Source organism: Pseudomonas sp. H3_C08 (assembly GCF_054669455.1).
The window spans coordinates 5,129,007-5,151,185 of the sequence record NZ_CP162803.1 but is presented as its reverse complement, the minus strand read 5'-3'; the positions used below and the strand labels follow the sequence as shown (position 1 = coordinate 5,151,185).

Annotated in this window: 15 protein-coding genes; 6 read left to right on the top strand and 9 right to left on the bottom strand. The window is 60.1% G+C overall.

All coding sequences use genetic code 11. The features are described from left to right. Positions 1 to 118 precede the first annotated feature (118 nt). Both hexR and AB4N74_RS23555 read left to right on the top strand, forming a co-directional pair. Positions 119 to 985, top strand: coding sequence for a transcriptional regulator HexR (gene hexR / locus AB4N74_RS23560; protein ID WP_007962240.1), 867 nt, complete (start codon positions 119 to 121; stop codon positions 983 to 985). 239 nt (positions 986 to 1,224) lie between these two features. Beyond that, complete coding sequence (locus tag AB4N74_RS23555) at positions 1,225 to 1,428, top strand: PA3496 family putative envelope integrity protein (RefSeq protein WP_008078845.1); 204 nt, start codon at positions 1,225 to 1,227, stop codon at positions 1,426 to 1,428. On the opposite strand, the gene AB4N74_RS23550 is transcribed toward AB4N74_RS23555, so the two are convergent. After that, positions 1,370 to 2,332 carry a LysR family transcriptional regulator gene (locus AB4N74_RS23550; protein WP_122592934.1) on the bottom strand — a complete coding sequence of 321 codons (963 nt, stop codon included), beginning with the start codon at positions 2,330 to 2,332 and terminating at the stop codon, positions 1,370 to 1,372. The two genes, AB4N74_RS23555 and AB4N74_RS23550, sit on opposite strands and share 59 nt — an antisense overlap. Before the next feature lie 190 nt (positions 2,333 to 2,522). Between AB4N74_RS23550 and AB4N74_RS23545 the strand changes: the two genes are divergently transcribed. Both AB4N74_RS23545 and oadA read left to right on the top strand, forming a co-directional pair. After that, positions 2,523 to 3,938: an acetyl-CoA carboxylase biotin carboxylase subunit gene (locus tag AB4N74_RS23545; protein ID WP_025112637.1), complete on the top strand. Its 1,416-nt coding sequence runs from the start codon at positions 2,523 to 2,525 to the stop codon at positions 3,936 to 3,938. A gap of 11 nt (positions 3,939 to 3,949) precedes the next feature. Then, on the top strand, positions 3,950 to 5,758 hold the full coding sequence (oadA, locus tag AB4N74_RS23540; RefSeq protein ID WP_093429605.1) for a sodium-extruding oxaloacetate decarboxylase subunit alpha: 1,809 nt from the start codon (positions 3,950 to 3,952) through the stop codon (positions 5,756 to 5,758). 197 nt (positions 5,759 to 5,955) lie between these two features. Here the strand turns inward: oadA and AB4N74_RS23535 are convergent, their stop codons facing one another. The 4 genes from AB4N74_RS23535 to AB4N74_RS23520 form a co-directional block, all read right to left on the bottom strand. Further along, positions 5,956 to 8,133: an autotransporter domain-containing protein gene (locus tag AB4N74_RS23535; protein ID WP_257356631.1), complete on the bottom strand. Its 2,178-nt coding sequence runs from the start codon at positions 8,131 to 8,133 to the stop codon at positions 5,956 to 5,958. Positions 8,134 to 8,332: 199 nt separating this feature from the next. Continuing rightward, positions 8,333 to 11,245, bottom strand: coding sequence for an autotransporter outer membrane beta-barrel domain-containing protein (locus tag AB4N74_RS23530; protein ID WP_460097364.1), 2,913 nt, complete (start codon positions 11,243 to 11,245; stop codon positions 8,333 to 8,335). Between the two features lie 81 nt (positions 11,246 to 11,326). Then, on the bottom strand, positions 11,327 to 12,166 hold the full coding sequence (locus AB4N74_RS23525) for an amino acid ABC transporter permease (protein WP_099757553.1): 840 nt from the start codon (positions 12,164 to 12,166) through the stop codon (positions 11,327 to 11,329). After that, the gene (locus AB4N74_RS23520; RefSeq protein ID WP_099757552.1) at positions 12,163 to 12,984 is read right to left on the bottom strand and encodes an ABC transporter substrate-binding protein; all 822 of its coding nucleotides are present in this window, start codon (positions 12,982 to 12,984) and stop codon (positions 12,163 to 12,165) included. The genes AB4N74_RS23525 and AB4N74_RS23520 overlap by 4 nt, the downstream gene beginning before the upstream one ends. Before the next feature lie 113 nt (positions 12,985 to 13,097). On the opposite strand from AB4N74_RS23520, the gene AB4N74_RS23515 reads away from it, so the two are divergent. Further along, a complete protein-coding gene (locus tag AB4N74_RS23515; protein WP_093429610.1) occupies positions 13,098 to 13,997 on the top strand; it encodes a homocysteine S-methyltransferase family protein in 900 nt (299 codons plus the stop codon). Positions 13,998 to 14,097: 100 nt separating this feature from the next. Here the strand turns inward: AB4N74_RS23515 and AB4N74_RS23510 are convergent, their stop codons facing one another. From AB4N74_RS23510 to AB4N74_RS23500, 3 genes are read right to left on the bottom strand one after another with little or no spacing between them, the layout of a single operon-like run. Then, complete coding sequence (locus tag AB4N74_RS23510; RefSeq protein WP_093429611.1) at positions 14,098 to 14,769, bottom strand: GNAT family N-acetyltransferase; 672 nt, start codon at positions 14,767 to 14,769, stop codon at positions 14,098 to 14,100. Positions 14,770 to 14,781: 12 nt separating this feature from the next. After that, on the bottom strand, positions 14,782 to 15,228 hold the full coding sequence (locus AB4N74_RS23505; protein ID WP_257356628.1) for a GNAT family N-acetyltransferase: 447 nt from the start codon (positions 15,226 to 15,228) through the stop codon (positions 14,782 to 14,784). Between the two features lie 11 nt (positions 15,229 to 15,239). Beyond that, positions 15,240 to 15,863: an FMN-binding negative transcriptional regulator gene (locus AB4N74_RS23500; protein WP_093429613.1), complete on the bottom strand. Its 624-nt coding sequence runs from the start codon at positions 15,861 to 15,863 to the stop codon at positions 15,240 to 15,242. Positions 15,864 to 15,955: 92 nt separating this feature from the next. Here AB4N74_RS23500 and pdxR point away from each other — a divergent pair, with 92 nt between their 5' ends. Then, positions 15,956 to 17,509, top strand: a complete 1,554-nt coding sequence (pdxR, locus tag AB4N74_RS23495) for a MocR-like pyridoxine biosynthesis transcription factor PdxR (protein WP_460097360.1) — start codon at positions 15,956 to 15,958, stop codon at positions 17,507 to 17,509. Here the strand turns inward: pdxR and AB4N74_RS23490 are convergent. Next, positions 17,466 to 22,061 carry a dermonecrotic toxin domain-containing protein gene (locus AB4N74_RS23490; protein ID WP_460097359.1) on the bottom strand — a complete coding sequence of 1,532 codons (4,596 nt, stop codon included), beginning with the start codon at positions 22,059 to 22,061 and terminating at the stop codon, positions 17,466 to 17,468. The genes pdxR and AB4N74_RS23490 overlap by 44 nt on opposite strands. Positions 22,062 to 22,179: the final 118 nt, after the last annotated feature.

Here is a 22,179-nt window from a genome sequence, read left to right as displayed (position 1 = left end):
ACACCCCATCGCGCCTGATATGGGGACATGGAGTTACGCATTGAGCAGGCAAAAAGCCAATTCATGTAGTATAACTACAAGCGTGCTACATCCTTGCCCATAAGAAGAGTCCAGCCCCTTGAATCTGCTGCAACACATCGCCCAGTCACGTCACCTGTTACGCAAGTCGGAGCTCAAGGTCGCCGACCACGTGCTGCTTGACCCTGCGGCGGTGATGCACAGTTCCATGGCCGACCTGGCCCACAGCGTTGGCATCAGCGAGCCGACCATCGTGCGCTTCTGTCGCGCCATTGGTTGCTCCGGTTTTCAGGATCTCAAACTGAAGTTAGCGCAAAGCCTCGCGGCCGGTGCCAGCTTCGGCCAGTTCGCAATCCATGAAGACGACTCGGTCGCCGACTACAGCCTGAAGATCTTCGACACCACGTTGCACACCTTGATGGAGGTTCGCGAGAAGCTCGATCCGGTTGAGTTGCAGCGTGCGGTGACACTGATGTCGCAGGCGCAGCGCGTCGAGTTCTACGGCTTCGGCGCCTCGGGTGCAGTGGCGGCGGATGCGCAACACAAGTTCTTCCGTTTGCTGCTGACTGCAGCGGCGTATTCCGATCCGCACATGCAGGCGATGTCGGCGGTGACGTTGAAACCGACCGATGTGGCGATCTGTATTTCGCAGTCCGGGCGTTCCAAGGATCTGCTGATTACCGCCAATCTGGTGCGTGAGAGCGGCGCTTCGCTGATTACTCTGTGCCCTAGCCAGACGCCGCTGGCTGAGCTGTCGACCGTCAATCTGGCAATCGATGTGCACGAAGACACCGAAATCTATACGCCGCTGACTTCGCGTATTGCTCACCTGGTAGTGATTGACGTGCTGGCGATGGGCGTGGCGATGGCGCGTGGGCCGAGTCTGGTCAATCACCTGAAGAGCGTGAAGCGCAGTCTGCGCAGCTTGCGCTTGTCGCCGAAAGCCGTGAAAGCGCTGGATGACTGAAGTCATCTAAGGTCGTTCCGACCTTAATCGCGAGCAGGCTCGCTCCCACAGGGGATTTCCTGTGAACACAGATTCTGTGTCATACCGAGATCAAATGTGGGAGCGAGCCTGCTCGCGAAGGCGTCCTCAAAAACACCACAACCCTGCGCAAGTTTCATCGCACTGTCATCCCCGCGCAGCCAAACCGTCATCCTCGCCGCCTATCGTGAAACTCCCGTAATCGCCTTGGGAGACTCGAAATGGCTCAGCCCTACGAAGAACGCAACAGCGCCGCGAAAACCCGTCGTCAGCAGGAAGACCAGCGCCGCATGGAGTTTCGCCGCGCTATCGAAGATCGCTTCGAACTCCGTCAGCTTCAAGCCGAAATCGGCGACTTTCCCGAGATCACTCACTGGCAGGCAGCACCCGCAGCTTCCCGTCGAAGCGCTCAACCAGCGCGCTGATCTGCACGCGCTCGCTACGGATAAACGCCAGGAAGGCGTGCGCCACCGGTGACAAGCGTTTGGCTTTGGCTTGCACCAGACACCAGCTACGGAATAGCGGCAATTCCTCGACCGGCAGCTCGACGAGCCCGCCGGTCGCCAGTTCCAGGTTCAGGGCGTGGCGCGTCAACAGCGCCAGGCCCAGACCCGCCTGAACACATTCACGCTGAGCTTCGGCCGAGGCCACTTCCTGAGTCTGGGTGAAGTGCACGCGTTTCTCTTTGAAGTACTCTTCGCAGGCCAGTCGTGTGCCCGAGCCGGGCTCGCGGATCAGCAGCGTGTAGGGTTCCAGATCCTGCAACCGCAGCGGGCCCATGTGTGCCAGCGGGTGATCCGGGCGCGCCACGGCAACAATCGGGTTGTTGAGGAACGGCAGGAATTCCAGACCCATGTCCTGCGGCACCATCGACATGATCACCAGATCGTCGCGGTTGTCGGACAGCCTGCGAATCACCTGGCCACGGTTGACCACGGTCAGTTGCAGATTCACTTCCGGGTGCTGACGCTTGAACGCGGCGAACAGGTGCGGCACGAAGTATTTGGCGCTGGATTCCACCGCCAGTTTCAATTGGCCCTGCAGCGAACCCTGCATGTCGGACAGTTGCATATCGAGGTTTTCCAGACGCCCGAAGATGTCCCGGCTGGCACGCTGAAGTGCTTCGGCGGCCTCGGTCATGTAGAGTTTTTTGCCGACGTAATCGAATAATGGCTGCCCGATCAGCTCTTCGAGCTGACGAATCTGTAGGCTGACGGCCGGTTGCGTGAGCGACATTTCCTCGGCTGCGCGGCTGTAAGAGCGTAAATCACACACTTCGTTGAAGATCTGCAACTGACGCAATGTCATACGCATCAATGACTTACGCATTTCTTATAGGCTCTGTCGGCAGGCTGATCGTTCAACTATAAGTCTTTACTTATGGCTAGCCCAATTTTTATTCATTTTTGTTAATCCCTCATGAGCGCTAGTGTGGACCTGCGACTGAATTGAAACATTTGGTCACGCGTCGACCTGGGTCTAGCAGGTCGTGGTGCCACCGGCTCAAGGGAACCTCCAAGTGATAACAAAGATCCTGATCGCCAACCGTGGTGAGATTGCCGTACGAATCGTGCGAGCCTGCGCCGAAATGGGCATTCGCTCGGTTGCGATTTTTTCCGACGCCGACCGCCATGCGCTGCATGTGAAGCGCGCGGACGAGGCCCACAGCATCGGTGCCGAGCCACTGGCCGGTTACCTGAACCCGCGCAAGCTGGTGAACCTGGCGGTTGAAACCGGCTGCGATGCGTTGCACCCCGGTTACGGTTTCCTTTCGGAAAATGCCGAGCTGGCAGACATCTGCGCCGAGCGCGGCATCAAATTCATTGGCCCGTCGGCGGAAGTCATTCGCCGCATGGGCGACAAGACCGAAGCCCGGCGCAGCATGATCAAGGCCGGTGTACCGGTGACGCCGGGCACCGAAGGTAACGTCGCCGACATCGAAGAAGCCTTGGCCGAGGGCGACCGCATCGGTTACCCGGTGATGCTCAAAGCCACTTCCGGTGGTGGCGGTCGCGGTATCCGTCGCTGCAACAGCCGCGAAGAACTCGAACAGAATTTCCCTCGGGTGATTTCCGAAGCGACCAAGGCCTTCGGTTCGGCGGAAGTGTTTCTGGAAAAATGCATCGTTAACCCCAAGCACATCGAAGCGCAGATTCTCGGTGACAGCTTCGGCAACGTCGTGCATCTGTTCGAGCGGGACTGCTCGATCCAGCGCCGTAACCAGAAGCTCATCGAAATCGCCCCGAGCCCGCAACTGACCCCGGAACAGCGCGCCTACATCGGCGACCTGTCGGTGCGTGCGGCCAAGGCTGTCGGTTACGAGAACGCCGGTACCGTGGAGTTCCTGCTCGCCGAGGGCGAGGTGTACTTCATGGAGATGAATACCCGGGTGCAGGTGGAGCACACCATCACCGAAGAAATCACCGGGATCGACATCGTCCGCGAACAGATTCGCATCGCCTCCGGCCTGCCGTTGTCGGTGAAGCAGGAAGACATTCAGCACCGGGGTTTCGCGTTGCAGTTCCGCATCAACGCCGAAGACCCGAAGAACAACTTTCTGCCGAGCTTCGGCAAGATCACCCGTTATTACGCCCCCGGCGGACCGGGTGTGCGCACCGACACAGCGATCTATACCGGCTACACCATTCCGCCGTTCTACGATTCGATGTGCCTGAAGCTTGTGGTCTGGGCGCTGACCTGGGAAGAGGCGATGGACCGTGGCCTGCGCGCCCTCGACGACATGCGTCTGCAAGGTGTGAAGACCACCGCCGCGTACTACCAGGAAATCCTGCGCAACCCGGAATTCCGTAGCGGCCAGTTCAATACCAGCTTCGTTGAAAGTCACCCTGAACTGACCAACTACTCGATCAAGCGCAAACCCGAAGAGCTGGCCCTGGCCATCGCCGCCGCCATCGCCGCCCACGCAGGCCTGTGAGGAATACAACAATGTCCAAGAAGATCTTTGTCACCGATACCATCCTGCGCGACGCTCACCAATCGCTGCTCGCCACTCGCATGCGCACCGAAGACATGCTGCCGATTTGCGACAAGCTCGACAAAGTCGGCTACTGGTCGCTGGAATGCTGGGGCGGCGCGACGTTCGACGCCTGCGTACGGTTTCTGAAAGAAGACCCGTGGGAGCGTCTGCGCCAACTGCGCGCGGCGCTGCCTAACACGCGCCTGCAAATGCTTCTGCGCGGGCAGAACCTGCTGGGCTACCGCCACTACAGCGACGACGTGGTCAAAGCCTTCGTCGCCAAAGCTGCGGTCAACGGCATCGACGTGTTCCGCATCTTCGATGCGATGAACGACGTGCGTAACCTGCGCGTGGCGATCGAGGCGGTGAAGGCTGCCGGCAAACATGCGCAAGGCACCATCGCTTACACCACCAGCCCGGTGCACACCATCGATGCGTTCGTCACGCAGGCCAAGCAGATGGAAGCCATGGGTTGCGACTCGGTAGCGATCAAGGACATGGCTGGATTGTTGACCCCGTACGCCACCGGTGAACTGGTTCGCGCGTTGAAGGCCGAGCAATCACTGCCGGTGTTCATCCACTCCCACGACACTGCCGGTCTGGCGACCATGTGCCAGCTCAAGGCGATCGAAAACGGCGCCGATCATATCGACACCGCGATCTCCAGCTTCGCTTCGGGCACCAGCCACCCAGGCACTGAGTCGATGGTCGCTGCACTCAAGGGCACCGAGTACGACACCGGCCTGAACCTCGAACTGCTGCAAGAGATCGGTCTGTATTTCTACGCCGTACGCAAGAAGTACCACCAGTTCGAAAGCGAATTCACCGCCGTCGACACCCGTGTGCAGGTCAACCAGGTGCCGGGCGGGATGATCTCCAACCTCGCCAATCAGTTGAAAGAGCAGGGCGCCCTTAACCGCATGGCCGAAGTGCTGGCGGAAATCCCACGCGTGCGTGAAGACCTCGGCTTCCCGCCGCTGGTGACCCCGACTTCGCAGATCGTCGGCACCCAGGCGTTCTTCAACGTGCTGGCCGGCGAGCGCTACAAGACCATCACCAACGAAGTGAAGCTGTACCTGCAAGGCGGTTACGGCAAGGCGCCGGGCGTGGTCAACGAGAAGCTGCGTCGCCAGGCGATCGGCAGCGAAGAAGTCATCGACGTGCGTCCGGCCGATCTGCTCAAGCCGGAAATGACCAAGCTGCGTGCAGACATCGGCGCCTTGGCCAAGTCCGAAGAAGACGTGCTGACCTTTGCGATGTTCCCGGACATCGGCCGCAAGTTCCTCGAAGAGCGTGCCGCCGGCACCCTCACCCCTGAAGTACTGCTGCCGATTCCGGAAGCGGGCGGTGTGACCAAGGCGGGCGGCGAAGGCGTGCCGACCGAGTTCGTCATCGACGTTCACGGCGAAACTTACCGCGTCGACATCACCGGTGTCGGCGTCAAAGCTGAAGGCAAGCGTCACTTCTACCTGTCCATCGACGGCATGCCGGAAGAAGTGGTGTTCGAACCGCTCAACGAATTTGTCAGCGGAGGCAGCAGCAAACGCAAGCAGGCGTCGGCACCGGGTCACGTCAGCACCACCATGCCGGGCAACATCGTCGATGTGCTGGTCAAGGAGGGCGATACCGTCAAGGCCGGCCAGGCTGTGCTGATCACCGAAGCGATGAAGATGGAAACCGAAGTCCAGGCAGCGATTGCCGGCAAGGTAACCGCCATTCATGTGGCCAAGGGTGATCGGGTCAATCCGGGTGAAATTCTGATCGAGATCGAAGGCTGAGATAACGGCCGCGATCCAACGTTTTAAACCTCGGGGGGGCATGTGCTCCCCTTTTTTTCATCCGGAATTTGTCTGCATCACATGAGGCCTATGTGGGAGCGAGCCTGCTCGCGAAGAGGAGTGTCAGTCGATATTTATTCAACTGACCGATCGCATTCGCGAGCAGGCTCGCTCCCACAGTGACGATGTTCAATCCGTCAGAACGCCATGCGCCATTGGCCCATTACGCCATGAGTGCGGCTGTCAGTGGCCATTTCACCCGTGAGACCCACACCGACCGTGTGATTGGCAGACAGCCCGAGATCGAGGCCGGCATCCACCGACAGGCTGTTGCGATCCAGCGCGGCACCGGCAATTTCAAAGCGTTTGCCACCCTTGACCAGTTGCTGGCGGGTGTCGCTTTCGATCTCGCCAAAGGTGTGTTTCCAGCCGGCACTGAATCGCGGTGTCAGCGTCATGCCGTTGTCCAGCCGATTGATTTTCGCCGTGCGCAGGCCAAAGGTACTGCTGAGGTTGTCGCGGGTTTGTCCGAAGACTTTCAGCGCCGCATCCCCGCCGTTTTCACGGTAGCTGTCGCGTTGATAGCGCTGATAGCCGACGCTGGCGAACGGTTCGAGCGTCGCGTTGTGCCGGCCGATGTTGACCGCCAGTTCGGCAAAGGCTTGTTGGGTGTTGGCGTCGTAATTGCCCTTGAGGCGATCGCTGAAGCCGTTGAAGGCCACGCGACGTTTGCTGGCGCCGTCATGACTGGCGTAGGTCGCCCCGAGACGCAGCGAGAAGGGGCCGTCCTGACGTGCGGCGTAGGCACCGAGGTGCCAGCTGTCGAGGTCGCCATCGTATTGCCGGGCATCGAGTCTGGTCTGCGATTTACCGCCGACCAGGCCGACATGCCATTGCTCGTTGAGCCGCCAGTCGGCGCCCATGACCAGGCCTTGGGTAGCGTGTTTGAGGGTGTTGTCGAAGTTGCGGTCGACTTTGCCACCATGGCCAAGCGCCTGAATCCACACGCGCCCGGAATCGGCAGCGCCGGCGGCCTGACGCGGCGAGTTGCCGGAACTGTAGGCAGAACCGTAACGGCTGTTCAGTTGCTGCATGGCCGAAAGCATGCTCGCGCTTACGGGAGTGATGCTGCTCAGCGTGGCTTTGGCGAGGTTTGCATTGCTGCCGGCGGCGAGTTGTTCGAGGGCGACCGGTGCGGTGGTTTTGTCGCTGGTCAGAAGCGCGGCGACTGCTGCGTTTGCAGGTTTTATAGGCGCAGGTGCGGGCGGTTCGGCGGTCTCGTTAACTTGCGCAGTAAGAGGTTCGTCCGGCATTGGCGATGGGACGGACTCTGCAGTGGGAGTCGGCGCTGAAGTCGGGACAGGAACAGAAATTGGAGCTGGTGCAGACGCCGTCAATGGCGTTGTTGTCACTGATGGCGCAGGTGCTGTTGGATCGACAATGGCCTCGGCAGCGGCACGAGTGTTGGCTGTCGTGGCAGCGCTCGAAAGCGGCTTACCGTTACGGGCGTAAGTCAGCCCGACGGACTTTTTGTTGTATTGCGCAGTGGCTGTCATGAAGGCGAGGTCGCTAACGACCGTACCGAATTCGCCTTCTACCTTGCCCGCTTCGAGGATTTTGTACTGTCTGCTTTGCGGATATTCTCCCGGACCCGCAACGACTTTCAGGGTGGCGCCTTCCAGCTTGGCGGTGCCATCAACCTTGATCGTTTGACTGCCACCGGGGGTGACCTCGTAAGCCAGTTCGGCGGTCGGGGACAAGCGCAAGTCGCCTTTCACGCGCGGGCTGCCTAGCACCTCATTGACGGTGAGCAGGCCGGCGACCTCCAGGCTTCCCACCACACCTTTACCGGCAAAGCTGCCACCGCTCTCGACATACACGTCGCCCTTAATGCTCCCCAGGTTGGTCAACGTGGTACCGCTGTTGACCAGCACGCCCTCCTTGAAGTCTCCCTTGGAACTCAGCGCCCAATCGCCCCGGCTGAGGAACAGGCCGTTGAAATTACGTGTGTCTTTCAGCTCGCCGCCTGCCGCTGCATCCAGGAACAGGACGTTATCTCCCCCGCCACCATCCAGCAGGCCGGTAAAGCTTGCGCCGTCCGTGAGCGTGATCAGATCGTTTACAGCGGTACCTTTAAACGTTTCTTTAGGGGTTTTAAATGCGATGGGCACCGTACTTGGGTCGGTGAGAAATCCCTTCAGTCGTTCAAGCGCCATTTTTTTAGGGCTGGTTTCGGACAATTCAGTGACATCCGCTACTGCGGTTGAATCAGCGACTTCAGAGGGTTGCTGAGCGTTGGCAACCGCTACGCAACCCAGCGCCAGCGAAATGGCCAAAGCCAGATGTTTTGGTTTGAACGTGTGTCGAATGGTCATTGAGTCGAGCCTCGGTTAGCAGGAGACCCAACTCTATTGATGCACTGAAAAATTCGATGTCGGCTGCTTCCCGCAGGCTTGCAGGCGACATCGCATCGTTTTGTAGAAAATGACCGCGAGATCCGCAACCAGGATTTTTACTCGGTTGCAGCGTTCCCTTTTCCTACAACCATTCAAGACCCCGCCGGCTGTTCAACCCTCAAAAGCTCATCTGCCACTGCCCGATCAAACCGTGATTGCGGCTGTTGCTGCCGATCTCACCGCTGTATCCCACACCCAGCGTGTGCCGCGCCGAGATCCCCACATCCAGACCGGCCTCCAGCACCAGGCTGTCGCGATCCAGCGAGCTGCCATCGACACTGAACGCCGTGCCGCCAGTCACAAACGCCTGACGAGTCGAGCTGCTGACATCGCCATAGGTGTGTTTCCAGCCAGCGGCCATGCGCGGGGTCACGCTCATGCCGTTGTCCAGGCTGCTCAGGTGCGCCAGGCGCAGGCCGAAGGTGCTGCTGAAGTTGTCCTGGGTCTGGCTGTCGACTTGCAGCGCGGCGGCGCCACCTTTTTCCTTATAGCTGTCGCGGTGGTAGCGCTGATAACCGAGGCTGGCGAATGGTTCGGCGCTGAGGCGGCCGCTGCCCATGGCATAGCCGAGTTCGGCGAAGGCTTGCTGGCTATCGGCGTCGTAGTCGCCTTTCGGGCGGTCGCTGAAACCATTGAAGGCGATGGTGCGTTTGCTTTCGCCCTGATGGCCGCTGTACGCCGCGCCGAGGCGCAAAGCGATCGGGCCGTTCTGGTGCAGCGCGTAGACGCCGGCGTGCCAGCTCTCGACGTTGCCGTCGACGCCGGTCGCGTCCAGATCGGTTTTCGAATAGCCACCGAGTACGCCCAGCCGCCATGCTGGATTCAGCGACCAGTCGGCACCCAGCACGCTGCCCTTGGTGCGTTGTTCCAGACCACTGCTGCCATGTTCGCCATCGAGCTTGCCGTAGCCGCCGATGCCTTGCAGCCAGAGCCGCCCGCGAGCGTTCGGGTCATTCAGGTTGCGTGCTTCGGACGGCACGCCATTGGCTGCCAGCACGGGGGTGTCGCGCTGATCGAGACCGACCATCAGTCCCGGGCTGGCGCCCATTTGCTGCATCGCCGAGAGCATGCTGCTGCCGACCTGACTGCTGGCGCCGAGGGTGGCGCTGGTCAGGTTGGCATTGCTGGCACCGGCCAGTTGCTCGATCGCCGCGCCGGCGCTGCTTTGGCTGGTATTGAGCAAGGCGTTGTACAAGGCGTTGTCTTTGCCGATTGAGGCGAGGCTGTTGGCGGCGTTTTTGCCGTTGCCAGTCGTGGCGAACTCATTGAACGCCACATCATTGCGGGTGTAGGTCAGATCGACTTGCGTGGGCGTGTAGGCGAGAGTCGGCGTCAGGAATGCGTAGTCGCTGCTGACCTTGCCGAAGGTGCCGTTGACCTGCGCCGCTTGCAGCACGGTGTAGTGGCTCTGCCAGGGATAGGTGCCGCTGCCGGGATTGACGGCGAGCGTTGCACCGTTGAGGTTGGCGATGCCGCCGACCTGTACCGGCGCGCTGCTGCCGTCGGCATTGACGCCGTAGGCGAGGGTGCCGGCGCTGCCCATGTTCAAGTCGTGAACGATGGTGGCGCGGCCGAGTCCGGTGTCCGTGCGTAGCGTGCCGTTGACGTTGAGATTGCCCACCGAACCGCCACCGGCATACACACCGCCAGCGTCGACGGTCAGGTTGCCAGTGATGCTGCCTTGGTTGATCAGGGTGGCGCCGTTGCGCACCGCGCCGCCGTCGCTGAAATCGCCACTGCCCGACAGCGTCCACGCGCCTTGCTTGACCTCCAGCCATTCGAAGTTGCGACTGGCGCCGAAGCTGCCACCGGCCGCGTCCTCCATCACCACGCGGTCGTAACCGCTGCCGCCATCCACCACGCCGACAAAGCGACTGCCATTGCGCAAGGTCAGGCTGTCGTTGCCGCTGCCCAGATCCAGCGCCAGGCCATTGCTGCCGCTGATCGTGCCGCCGTTGATGACGTTGTCGGCGAACTCACCGACGAACTTCACGCCAAAACCGTTGAGGCCTTGGATGGTGCCGAAGTTTTCCAGGGTGGTCGCCGCCAGCCCCGAACCGCCGCTGCCATCGTCCACCAGAATGGCGCTGTCGGCACCGCTGATCAACGCGTTGCTGGCGTTGAGTATGTAGCCACCACCGAGGGCAATACCTTCGCTGCCGTTGGCGAAACCGCCCTTGTCGACACCACCTGCACCGACGCCCTGAATGGTCCCGTAGTTTTCGATGTGGGCGATCTTGTCGATGTCCACGCCATCGCCGTCACCGTTCGCTTGCAAGCCTGAGTAAGCGCCAGTGATGGTGCCGTGGTTAATCACCGTGCCATCGCCGTCGGAACCGAAGCCGGAGCCATTGCGGCCAGTGACCTGCCCGTAGTTGATCAGCGTCGCGCCAAGGTCAGTAGTGATGCCATGCCGGCCGCCGGAAATCACTCCGTAGTTAGTCACGCTGACACCGCCTGCGGAATCGATATCGATGCCGTCGAATTTCTCGTCGGCATTGTGCGAATCACCGGTGGAAATCTCGCCGTAGTTGGTAATAGTCGCGTTGGCCCCGGTCTTCATGCCGTCGCTGGCGTCGCCGCGAATCAGCCCGCCGGCACGGTTGATGATGGTGGTTTTCACCCCGTCGCTGCGCAGCGCATCCAGATCCAGGCCTTGGCCGGTAGTGGAGCGAATCACACCGCTGTTGTCGATTAACAGGCTGCCGCTGACGAAGTTGCTGTCGATGCGCAAGGCGTCGTTGGCGCCGAGAATCTGCCCGCCGCTGCTGTCGATGGCCCGGCCACCGCTGGACACGATTTTGCCGGCGTTATCGATCACCACACCCGCACCACTGGTCTTGTCTTTCAGGCTCACGGCCTTGCCGCTGTTGGTGATGCTGCCCGGTGCGGAAATCGTCAGCGTATCGCTGCCTCCCAGCGTTTGCGCTGCCGTGGTGGCGGTGTCGATCTGCACGGTTTTGCCGTGGGCTGCCGTGGCGGTGATCAACAGGGCAATGGCGAGAGACAGACGCTGGGGCGGGAACGGCATGGTCGGACGGCCTTTTTGTTATAAGCGGGCCGTCCTGTATAGCGAAGGGTTTTTACAGAATGATGTCTTTGAGGTGATGAGTCACTGATCGCGACGCACGTAAGCCTTGCCGTAATGCCGCTCCATGCGTGCCTGAATCAACTCCAGGCCAATCGACATCAGCCAGTAAATGATCGCCGCCGTCGTCAGCATTTCGATATAGCGGTAGCTTGAGCGTCCGTATGACTGGGCGAGAAACATCACTTCCCAGACCCCCATCACCGAGATCAGCGACGAGTCCTTGAGCATCGAGATGAACTGGTTGGTGGTGGGCGGGATGATCGTGCGCATGGCTTGCGGCAGGGTGATGCGCCAGAAAATCACCGTCTCGCGCATCCCCAATGCCAGCGAAGCTTCGCGCTGGCCGTGGTCGACGCCGAGAATGCCGGCACGAAAGATTTCGCTGAGATAGGCGCCGTAGTTCAACGACAGGGCAATGATGCCCGCGACGATGGCGCCAGGCACGATGCCCAGTTGTGGCAAGCCGAGGTAGATCAACAGGATCTGAATGAGCAGTGGCGTGCCGCGAAAGAACGAGGTGTAGAAGCTGGCGATACCGAACGCCACGGCGCTTTTCGACAGGCGCGCCAATGCCGTGATGAAGCCCAGCAGGGACGAGGCGACAATCGAGCACATACACAGGAAAAGCGTCAGCGCCGCGCCTTGCAGAAAGCCGTTGGGCGCCAGGTGCAAACCGACCAGGTTGGGCAGTTTGTCGAGGATGATCGAGAACTTCAGGTCGAAGCTCAGGAAGAACCCGGCGAACAGGCAGAACAGCGCCGCCCATGTCAGGTACAGCCGCGTACGAAAACCGAACAGGCGTTGCAGGCGTGATTCAGCCACCGGTTGTGGTGGCTGTGGAGGTGTCGGGAAAGAAGTCATTGGCTGATATCAGCACCGATCCATTTTTGCGACAGCTTGCTCAGGGTGCCGTCCTGTTTCAGTTGCGCGAACACCTCGCGCACTTTGGCATCCCATTGCGCGTCACCTTTTTCGATGGCCACCGAGTTCGGTTCCGAATACAGCGGCGCGCCGGCCAGTTTGAAGCGTTTGTCTTCGTTCAGGCGTGGCTGCGCGGTGACGAGGTTGGTGAGGATTGCATCCAGACGCACGCCGGCGCCCAGGCCCAAATCCTGGAAGGCAACGTTGTCGGTGTCGTACGGCGCGATCTGCACATCTTCGAACGGGTACTGCAACTGCTTGTCTTCGGCACCTTCGATGACCAGGTTCTTGTTCAGATAACTTTCGTAACTGGACGCGCTGGTGAGGCCGACTTTTTTGCCACTCAGATCCTTGGCAGCGTGAATCCGATCATCCTTGGCGTTGACTACGATCACTGCGGGCGAGGCGTAGTACTCGACCGGGAAATCGAACACTTCGGCGCGGGCCTTGCTCGGTGTCATCGAGCAGATGCAGATATCGTAACGCCCGCTCCAGCGGCCGGCGGCAATGACGTCCCAGGACGGTGTTTCCAGTCGCAACTTCACGCCCAACTTGTCAGCCACGGCCTTAGCGACGTCCACATCGAAGCCATCAAGCTGATTCTGGTCATTGAGAAACGAGAACGGTGGATAGCTTTCCATCAGCACGCCGACCAGTTCTTTTTTCTGCTCGATACGATCCAGCGTGGCGCCAGCAAAGGCTTGAGTGGAAGCGGCCAGAATCGTCAGGCCCAGGGCCAGTAGCGGTTTAAATTTCACAGTCGATCCCTGGGTAAAAAAGAGGTTGTTTTTAACGGAATGGTGCGTATTAAATAGTTATAAGAACGACTCTGATAGTGAGTTATTTTCATAAGCATATGAGTGAAAAGCATATGGGCGCAGGAAGCACGATTATTCTCGATGGCGGCATGGGCCGTGAGTTGCAGCGCGCCGGGGCGCCATTTCGTCAGCCGGAGTGGTCGGCGCTGGCGTTGAGCGAGGCGCCGCAAGCGGTTGAGGGGGTGCATGCCGCTTATATCGCCAGTGGCGCCAATGTGATTACCACCAACAGTTATGCCGTGGTGCCGTTCCATATTGGCGAAGAGCGTTTCGCCGCAGAAGGGCAGGCGCTGGCCGCGTTGGCCGGTGAGCTGGCGCGACGTGCGGTGCAGGCCTCGGGGAAATCCGTGCGGGTGGCCGGCTCATTGCCGCCGCTGTTCGGCTCATATCGTCCGGATCTGTTCGAGGCCGCACGAGTGACCGAGTTGCTGGCGCCGTTGGTCAATGGTCTGGCCCCGCACGTTGATCTGTGGCTGGCGGAAACCCAGAGCTCGATCATCGAGGCGCGTGCCATTCACGCCGGGTTGCCGAAGGATGGCAAACCGTTCTGGTTGTCGTTCACCTTGAAGGACGAAGACACCGATGAAGTGCCGCGCCTGCGCTCGGGTGAGCCAGTCGCCGAGGCGGCTGCGGTGGCGGCTGAGTTGGGCGTCGAGACGTTGTTGTTCAATTGCAGTCAGCCGGAAGTGATCGGTGCCGCGATTGATGCCGCGCGTGACACCTTCGAGCGTCTGGGGGCGAAAATTCACCTTGGTGCCTATGCCAATGCGTTTCCGCCGCAGCCAAAAGAAGCTACGGCCAATGACGGACTTGATCCGCTGCGCGATGACCTGGATCCGCCGGGTTACTTGCACTGGGCGATTGACTGGCAGCAGCGCGGTGCGAGCCATTTGGGCGGTTGCTGCGGGATCGGGCCGGAGCACATTGCGGTGCTGGCGCAGAAACTGGAGTAGCCGCAGATCAAAAGATCGCAGCCTGCGGCCACTCCTGCATGGGATTTAAATTCACCGTGTAGGAGCTGCCGCAGGCTGCGATCTTTTGCTTTTCAGATAATCAGGAACGGCACTCGACCAAACCTTTCACCTGCCCGTCGGGCGTCTGATTTTCATCCGACAGCCACCGCTCGAAACCTGCCGCAATTGCCGGCCACTCGCCATCCAGAATCGAGTACCACGCGGTATCACGATTCTGGCCCTTGACCACCATGTGCTGGCGGAACACCCCTTCGAAGCTGAAACCCAGACGTTCGGCGGCGTATTTGGAGCGGGCGTTGCCGTTATTGCATTTCCATTCGAGGCGGCGGTAGCCGAGGTCGAAGGAATATTTGGCCAACAGGTACACCGCTTCGGTGCTTCTCGGCGAGCGCTGCATCGGCGCGCCGAAGGTGACGTGGCCGATTTCGATACGGCCCTGGGCCGGGACAATCGACATCAGGCTAAGGATGCCTTGTACCTGACCGCTGGCGCGATCGACGACGCTGAAGAAATACGGGTCGCTGGCGGCCGCGTGGTTGTTCAGCCAAGCGTCGAAAACGCTGCGTTCCGGGAACGGGCCGTAGGGCAAATAATCCCAGAGTTTCGGGTCGGCACCGGGGCCTTCGAGTGCGGCGAACAGTTGGTCACCGTGGCGCGCCGGGTCGAGTCTTTCCAGACGGATAAAACGCCCTTCAAGCAAGGTGGCGGTGGGGGCGGGGACGCCTTTCCAGTCAGCGAGTGAAGCGATCATGCGTGCGTCTCCTTAAAGGGCTTGGCGAAACTGGATGAAGCCCGGGCGTTCGGCGATACGCTCGTAGAGCTGGATCGCGGTGGCGTTGGTTTCGTGGGTCAACCAATGAACCTTGCAGCAGCCGTCAGCCTTGGCGGTGGCGTAGACGTGTTCGATCAACCGGCGGCCGACGCCGGTGCTCCGGGTCTCCGGGATCACCAGCAAGTCCTGCAGGTAGCAGGAGTTTTCGATGCTCCAGTTCGAACGATGATAGATGTAATGCACCATGCCTACCGCTTTACCGCCAGCCCAGGCGAGGGCGGCGTGGGTCGGTTCGTTCGGGTCGAGAAAGCGCTGCCAGGTGCTGTGCGTCACAGCGTCCGGCAGTTCGGTGTTGTAGAAACGCAGGTAGGCCTGCCATAGCGGCAGCCAGGCGGCGTGGTCGTCGGCGCTGACCGGGCGAATGTCGATCTGACTCATGGGGGATTTCCTTAGCGCATCAATCGGGCGAGGGTTTGATCATTGATGTCCGGGCTGGCCGCCAGACCTTCGCGCACGCCGGCAATGTCTTCGGCGCTGCGGTTCTGGCTGAGCTTGCGCTTGCCTTCGAGACGGTCGATGGGAATGGCGAAACCGACAATCGCCTTGAGCATGCCGTCGATGTAATCGGCGGGCGCGTCGGCGACTGACCACGGCTGGGCGCGGCCGGCCTCATGCCGGTCGGTGAGGGTGCTGACAATGTCGAGCAGGCGTCCGCCATCGCTGAAGGTTTCGGCGTGGCCATAAGCGTGCACGGCGATGTAGTTCCAGGTCGGCACGACTTTGCCGTGTTCGGCCTTGCTCGGGTAAAAGCCCGGGCTGACGTAGGCATCGGCGCCGGCGAAGATCAGCATGGCTTCGGCGCCGTCGCGCAGGTCTTTCCACTGTGGGTTGGCGCGGGCCAGGTGCCCGTAGAGCGTGCCGTACTCGCCCTGTTCGCAATGCAGCAGTACCGGCACATGGCTGGCCTGCAAGCCGCTTTCGCCATGGCTCACCAGAATGGCGAGGCGGGTGGCGAGAATCAGTTCGTGCAGTTGGGACAATTCTTCGATGGCAAAGGCGCGTGGCGTGTACATGGGCAGATTTTCCTTGGCGAATGCCAGCATCCTAGGCAGGCTATTGGTCTGTTGTAAGAGCCATTGATGACCAATTTCATAGGTCCATTGCCATGCCCGATTCGCCGCTGTTATCCATGCCGTTCAACCCTGCCGGGATCGAGCTTGATCGCCGCCAGGGTTTGAGTCGTCAGCTGTATCAGGCGTTGCGCCTGCGGGTACTGGACGGGCGACTGGCGAGCGGCACGCGGTTGCCGGCCAGTCGCGATCTGGCGGCGGCGTTGGGGATTTCCCGCAACAGCGTGGTGCGCGCCTACGATCAACTGTATGCCGAAGGCTTTATCGAAGGGCGGGTAGGCGATGGCACCTACGTCGCACAATTGATGCCGGTAGCGAGCCCTGCGAAAAAATTATCCACAAAAGTATCCACAGGGTTTTCAACAGGCTTACCCACAGCCTTATCCACAAATTGGCTGGATTTACCTGTAATTTCATCCAGTAAAGTTATCCACAGCGATAGTTTTTCGCGCATCGAAAAGAACCATTTGGCCCGGCCACCGAGTGGTCCGCCACGAGCCTTTCGGGTCGGTGTACCGGCGTTTGATCTGTTCCCGTTCGAGGTGTGGGCCAAGCTGAATGCGGCTTTCTGGCGCAAACCGGATCTGGAGCAACTGTGCTATGGCGATCCGTCCGGCGATGCGCGCCTGCGTGCAATGATCGCTGCCTATTTGCGCAGTTCGCGCGGCATGCAGTGCTCGCCTGAGCAAATTGTGATCACCAGCGGCGCACAGCAAGGCATTAGTCTTTGTGCACAGCTGCTGGTGGAGCCGGGCGACGGTGTGGCGATCGAGAATCCGGGTTACCGCGCGGCCGGTCATGCGTTCGCGGTGGCAGGAGGTCGTTTGCAGGGTATTGCCGTGGACGAGGAGGGCATGGACTGCTCGGCGTTGTCGGCCACCGGGGACTGTCGGGTAGCGTATGTCACGCCCTCTCATCAGTACCCGACAGGCGTGGTGATGAGTCTTGCGCGGCGCCTCGAACTGCTCGCCTGGGCCGAGCGCGACCAAGGCTGGATCGTCGAGGACGACTACGATGGCGAATACCGCTACACCGGTGCGCCGCTGGCGCCGTTGGCGGCACTTGATCGACAGGGACGAGTGCTGTATGTCGGCACTTTCGGCAAGGTTGCCTTTCCGGCATTGCGCCTCGGTTATCTGGTGCTGCCGCCGGCGCTGGTCGATGCCTTCTCGCAACGCCGCGCGGTGGATGTCCGCCATTCCGAGGTCAGTACCCAAGCGGTGATGGCCGAGTTCATGGCGGCCGGGCACTTCCAGCGGCATATCCGGCGCATGCGCCGCGCCGCCCTTAGCCGTCGCAACACCTTGCTCGACGGTTGGCCGACCGCCATTGCCGGTGTTGGAGATTTGCCCGCCGTTTCCGCCGGGCTGCACCTGACCGTGGCCGTAACAAGCATCGAACGCGAGCAGCAGTTGATTGCGCAGGCAGCAGGCGTTGACGTGGAGATCAACGGCTTGAGCAGTTACTGGCTGCCGGACTCCACTACACCGCTGGACCAGCGCGCCGGGCTGGTCCTGGGCTTTGCCGCCGTCCCTGAACCTGACATTACAGCGGCACTGAAGCGCTTGCGGCAGGTTTGGCAGGCGTGAAGAACAGATGCTCGGCTGACTGTCGTGAAATCTCGCTGCGATGGATTTCGAGGAGCTGCGAACTGGTGGGATCGCTCGGCTCGTGTGAACCGCCGATGTGTCGTTGCGCGACTGTTTTCATATGCCCGGCGGTAAACGAAGCGATGGGAGCGTCGACACTGCTGTAGTGGAAGTGTGCGTAACACAGCACCTTGCCGATGTGGGCATCGCGTACTTCGTATTCGTCGAGAAAACCCCTCGAGTGGCCTTTGAGCCGGCGACGGGTAATGGTTTTGGAAATCGTCACTTCACCCTTGTCTTTGAGCCACTGCACCCCCGCCGCAGTCGGCGGTTGTTGTTTGACCAGTCCGATGCGAATGCTGGTGCCTTTTTCGTCAAGGGCGTTAGCGGCCTCGTCAAGCTTGTGGCTGATTTCTTCGGTCGGCTTTTTGAAGTCTGCGGTCAGATTACTGGCGGTCAATGCTTCATCAATCGCCGCATTGGCTTCGCGCAAGACAGCGGCATGCTTGTGGTATTCCTCCTCGACCTCGACAGGTATCCGCCGCCCTCGTTTGAGGTGAGCCTCGATACGTTGGTGGAATGCAGCCAGGCCGTCGATCAGCGCCTGGCCTGCACGGCTGCTGGCACTCAGGGAAGGACGGGCCTTGGGTTGGCGGGTCTTTGCCGTGCGCTGTTCTACCCAGACACCGGGCGACTCTTCCTGGAATGTGGCGATGACGCCCGTCAGGGTGGTTCGTACTTCCACCAGGTCGGATTTTTGCCCCTTGATGCGTTTTTTTCGATTACCGACTACTGTGCCTCTGGATTGGGTTTTGATGATCTGGCGCGTTGATGATCTCGCCTTCGAAGGCTTCGATGTCGGTCCCAGCAAGTGCTTGAAGTGCAGCAACTCGGCCAGTTTTACATCCGTGCGCGCCCTGAACCCGTTTACCCGTTTACGCACATGCTGCAGTCGCTCAGTGTTGATCTGTTCGGGATAGTCGATGAGCAGATCACCAAAGCGCTGATCGATAGCGGAAAACTGTTCGGCCACATTGCTCAGGACATCGATGCGTTCGCGCAGGTTGTCGAGGCTTTCATCCTCGGTCAGATTCAGCGTGCTCTGGATACTCAACGCGGCGTCTTCGACGAGACTGGCGAGTGCCTGATAGGCATTGGCGGCGTCCGCTGTCGTACCGGCCTTGATGCAGATCTCCTGGCCAAGACTGATCTGCAAAAGCTTGAGGTCGTTCAGATCATATTTCGGCAATGCCTTGCGATAGGTTGGAATAATTTTGACGGCATCTTTTCCCAACAACGTCAGTTCGTCAAAACGGCTATTGGCCAACTCTGTTTTTTCAATGATGGCCTGGGTCTGAAGGGTCATTCTTTCAAAGGTCTGAACAAACGCCTGCGCGATGAATCCGGCTTCATCGGCAAGCATTGTCTGCATGGCCTTCAGGTCAGTCTGAAATACGGCGGAATGCAGGTCGAGCCATTCCTGCCCGAGAAACAGCTGCATTTGCAGTCGCTCAATCATGACGGTCCGGTAGTTCGGAATCGGCTCTTTCTGATTCAACGCCTTGATCTGTTCAATATTCGCGCCGTACGCCTTGAGTTGTGCGTCTAGCGTTGCCAGATAGTGCTCGCGTGCCGGTCCTCGTGCTTGCCCGACCGCATCGTTGAAGGCTTTGTGGTCAGCATCACACTGAGTCTGCTTGGCTTTCATCGTTACGTCGAACGCACTGATTTCGGCAGTCAGTTGCCTGGCGTCCATTTTGCTCACGTCCTGAACGGCCTCAAGTGCGCTGTCGAGTCCGCCGCCTCGCAGGCGCAAGCGAAGGTCGACCACCCATTGGCCGTTGGCCGTGCGGGTCAGTTGCGGCCCGTTGCGCGGCGGTTGCTGGCGCGAGTCAATGATCTGCACCTCGGCGTGCTCATTGAGCATGACTTCGAACCAGCGCTGGCCTACGGGAGCGAACCACTGTTGTTGGCGGGAATAAAGATGCCTGAGCGTGCCCTCGGTGGCGGCATCGCCGATACCTTTGGGTTTGGCGATCTGAAAACTGTCGAGCAGCGCTGCGAGTGCGACCGGGGATCGTTTCAGCGCCGTGAAGGGGTTGACCACCATCTCATGCGCAATGGGCAGTGCAGTGCTGGAGACGTCCGGCAACTGCAACGGTTTGCTGACGACGAGTTCGGTGGTGACGGTGGCGGTGGGTTCTTCCTGCGGGATCGACTCGCTGAATGGCTTGTCGCCGACCGCTGCGCGATGGGCGAGCACCATGCCCAAGGCCAGGAGAATGTCGGTGAGGGCTGTCCAGGCAAGCTTGCCGGATTGCTCATTGGCCACGTCGCTGATCTCTTGCAGGTCGTCCATGATCTGCCAGATCCACGCTGCCGTGCCGACGCTGCGCCCGAGGAATGGCAAAGCCGCGTTGAACAGCATCCAGCCGCCGTGTTTGAGCGTTGCCCAGCGTGCTTCTGCATCAGAGACCGATTGCCGATCGGCCTGGGTGATGACAGCCTGCACGTTGCTGTTATGCAGGGTCGCCAGTACATCGTGTTCAATCGTTGCGGTCGCCAGCGCAACGGGGCCGGACATGTCGAGGGCGGTGAAGGGGTTCACCAGCAATTGCGGGATAGTCCAGACTGAAGGCAATCGGGCGGTGAAGACGAACTGGCTGTACTTGAAGCGCACATCGTCCGGCAACCAGGCCAGGACCGATTCGCGCAGCTCCTGTGAGTGCTGGATCTCGTAAAACAGGTTGGCGTGTGAGGGAAATTGCATCAGTGCCGTTTCGAACAGTGGTCGATAAAGCAGGCACGGCCCTTTGTCCGCCTCGCGCGGGCCGATGACGAACATGTTGTTGACGATGTCGGCCTGTGATCGACTGCGATGGGCCACGAACCCCAGCGGGCGAATGACGATTTCATCGCGATCGACATGACGCTCATCGCCGGTGTTTGCCAGCGCGGCAACCACATAGCGGTAACCCTGTTCAGTGATGCCGGTCTTGCCCTGTATTTTGTGCTGTAACGCCAGCAGCGGCAGCTCGATGGGCAACTGGCTGGCATAAAGTGCTTGCACTGCCGACGCCTGCTCATTGTTGTCAATCAGCAGGTTTTGCAGGTACGCCGGGTAGGTCTGGCCGATATCGACGCTGCTGACCAGTTGTTGCAGGTAGCTTGCGGTCATCCACTCAGGCAACACGCCGCCATCCTTGTAACGTACGGTTTTGTTGCCGGCTGGCTGCCCCGCGAGGTTCTGCAGCGCGAGTTCAATGAGCGACAGCGTCTTGGTCTGCGTGTTACCCGGAAAGACAAATGTGCCCCAGACCACCAGGCTGGTGATGCTGATCTCGATGTCATCGATCCTCACCTCGCCGGCTTGCGGCTGATCCTTGGCTATCTGTTGTTTCAGGGCATCACGGGTGAACGCTTGCAGGCTGATGACCTCGCTTTGAAATGATTTTCCCTTGTTCGTGTGCTGCACCATCGTCAGATCCAGCAGATGCCGGCTGTAACGGGTTTGATCGGCGGGAGAGGCGCTGTCGAGCCATTCTGGCAGCATCGGACGCAGGCGAGCGATATGAGGTTTGAGGCGCGGTGTCGGCTCTCGCGGATTGCCGACAGTCCCGGTGTGCGGATATAGCTCGCTGGAACTCGAACCCTGAAAATAATTGATCGCGCCCAGCGCCTCGGCTTCCAGGGCGACCAGTGTGCAGGCTTGATAGTCGAAGAAATGGCCCTGTGGTTCGACCAGTCGCCATTTCAACCCGGCACCGGAGGCACCTTGCCAATAACGACGCGGCAGGGCTTCGCCGAGTTTTTCCAGCGATTGAAAACTCTCGAAGCCCTGCAGCACCGAGTGGGTCATGATCAAGGTGCGCTTGTCATCGGTGCCGATCAGTACCGCGGTATCGAGCAGGGTCACATGCTTCTGCTCGTCACCCTCGCCACGGTCAAGATCAATCAGGCAGGCGCGGGTCTTGTATTTGTCGGTGGGCAGTCGCTGGTGTTTGTCCGGGTATTTATAAAGCGCTTCGGCCATGGCTCGCTGGTCGGCATCCCAGCCAGGGTTCGCGTCGACCTTCCACAAATTGCGCAGGGCTTGTGACATCTGCTGCCAGCGCGGCTGCCCTGGGTAGGTGAAATCATCCCAGTAATTGACCTGGTGTTCCTTGTAGGCGATGAACAGCAACGGTGCCAGCTCATTGAGCAGCTTACCGATCGCGCTGATTTTCACCGGCAGCTGGATGGCGGACGGCAGGTCGGGCTGCAAGGTCAGATAATGCTCACCGTCGAGATACGCCACAGTCGTGCCGGAGAGGCCCAGGCGTACCAGGGTGTCGGTCAGCGATTCGATCAGGTGGCGACCGGGGACGACCCGATCATCTTCAATGACCCAGGTCGGTCTTACGACCATGGCCAGCTGCGGGTCGAGATCGAGGTCGGGATACAGCGTCCTGAGCGCGGGGCGCAGCGTTTTCGACGCAACTTCTCGCAGTGAAGGGCCGGTCACCAGTTGAGTCACGACATCAACGGCGCTGGGCGAGGGGATTTCGGGCATGGGCAACTCCTGCTCTGATGGGCGCGCCCAAGGGCGGCGGTTCCGGGCAAGGTAGCGGCGAGCGGCGGCGCACGTGCGGTACATACATATTGCGGGCAAAAAAAGACCCGCCTGGGCG

Bases quoted from the DNA above. Each gene is read 5' to 3' on its own strand.
- pdxR (WP_460097360.1), top strand. From the start codon at position 15,956: ATGCCCGATTCGCCGCTGTTATCCATGCCGTTCAACCCTGCCGGGATC.
- AB4N74_RS23535 (WP_257356631.1), bottom strand. From the start codon at position 8,133: ATGACCATTCGACACACGTTCAAACCAAAACATCTGGCTTTGGCCATT.
- AB4N74_RS23550 (WP_122592934.1), bottom strand. From the start codon at position 2,332: ATGCGTAAGTCATTGATGCGTATGACATTGCGTCAGTTGCAGATCTTC.
- AB4N74_RS23510 (WP_093429611.1), bottom strand. From the start codon at position 14,769: ATGATCGCTTCACTCGCTGACTGGAAAGGCGTCCCCGCCCCCACCGCC.
- AB4N74_RS23500 (WP_093429613.1), bottom strand. From the start codon at position 15,863: ATGTACACGCCACGCGCCTTTGCCATCGAAGAATTGTCCCAACTGCAC.
- AB4N74_RS23490 (WP_460097359.1), bottom strand. From the start codon at position 22,061: ATGCCCGAAATCCCCTCGCCCAGCGCCGTTGATGTCGTGACTCAACTG.
- AB4N74_RS23505 (WP_257356628.1), bottom strand. From the start codon at position 15,228: ATGAGTCAGATCGACATTCGCCCGGTCAGCGCCGACGACCACGCCGCC.
- AB4N74_RS23515 (WP_093429610.1), top strand. From the start codon at position 13,098: ATGGGCGCAGGAAGCACGATTATTCTCGATGGCGGCATGGGCCGTGAG.
- AB4N74_RS23530 (WP_460097364.1), bottom strand. From the start codon at position 11,245: ATGCCGTTCCCGCCCCAGCGTCTGTCTCTCGCCATTGCCCTGTTGATC.
- AB4N74_RS23525 (WP_099757553.1), bottom strand. From the start codon at position 12,166: ATGACTTCTTTCCCGACACCTCCACAGCCACCACAACCGGTGGCTGAA.
- AB4N74_RS23555 (WP_008078845.1), top strand. From the start codon at position 1,225: ATGGCTCAGCCCTACGAAGAACGCAACAGCGCCGCGAAAACCCGTCGT.
- oadA (WP_093429605.1), top strand. From the start codon at position 3,950: ATGTCCAAGAAGATCTTTGTCACCGATACCATCCTGCGCGACGCTCAC.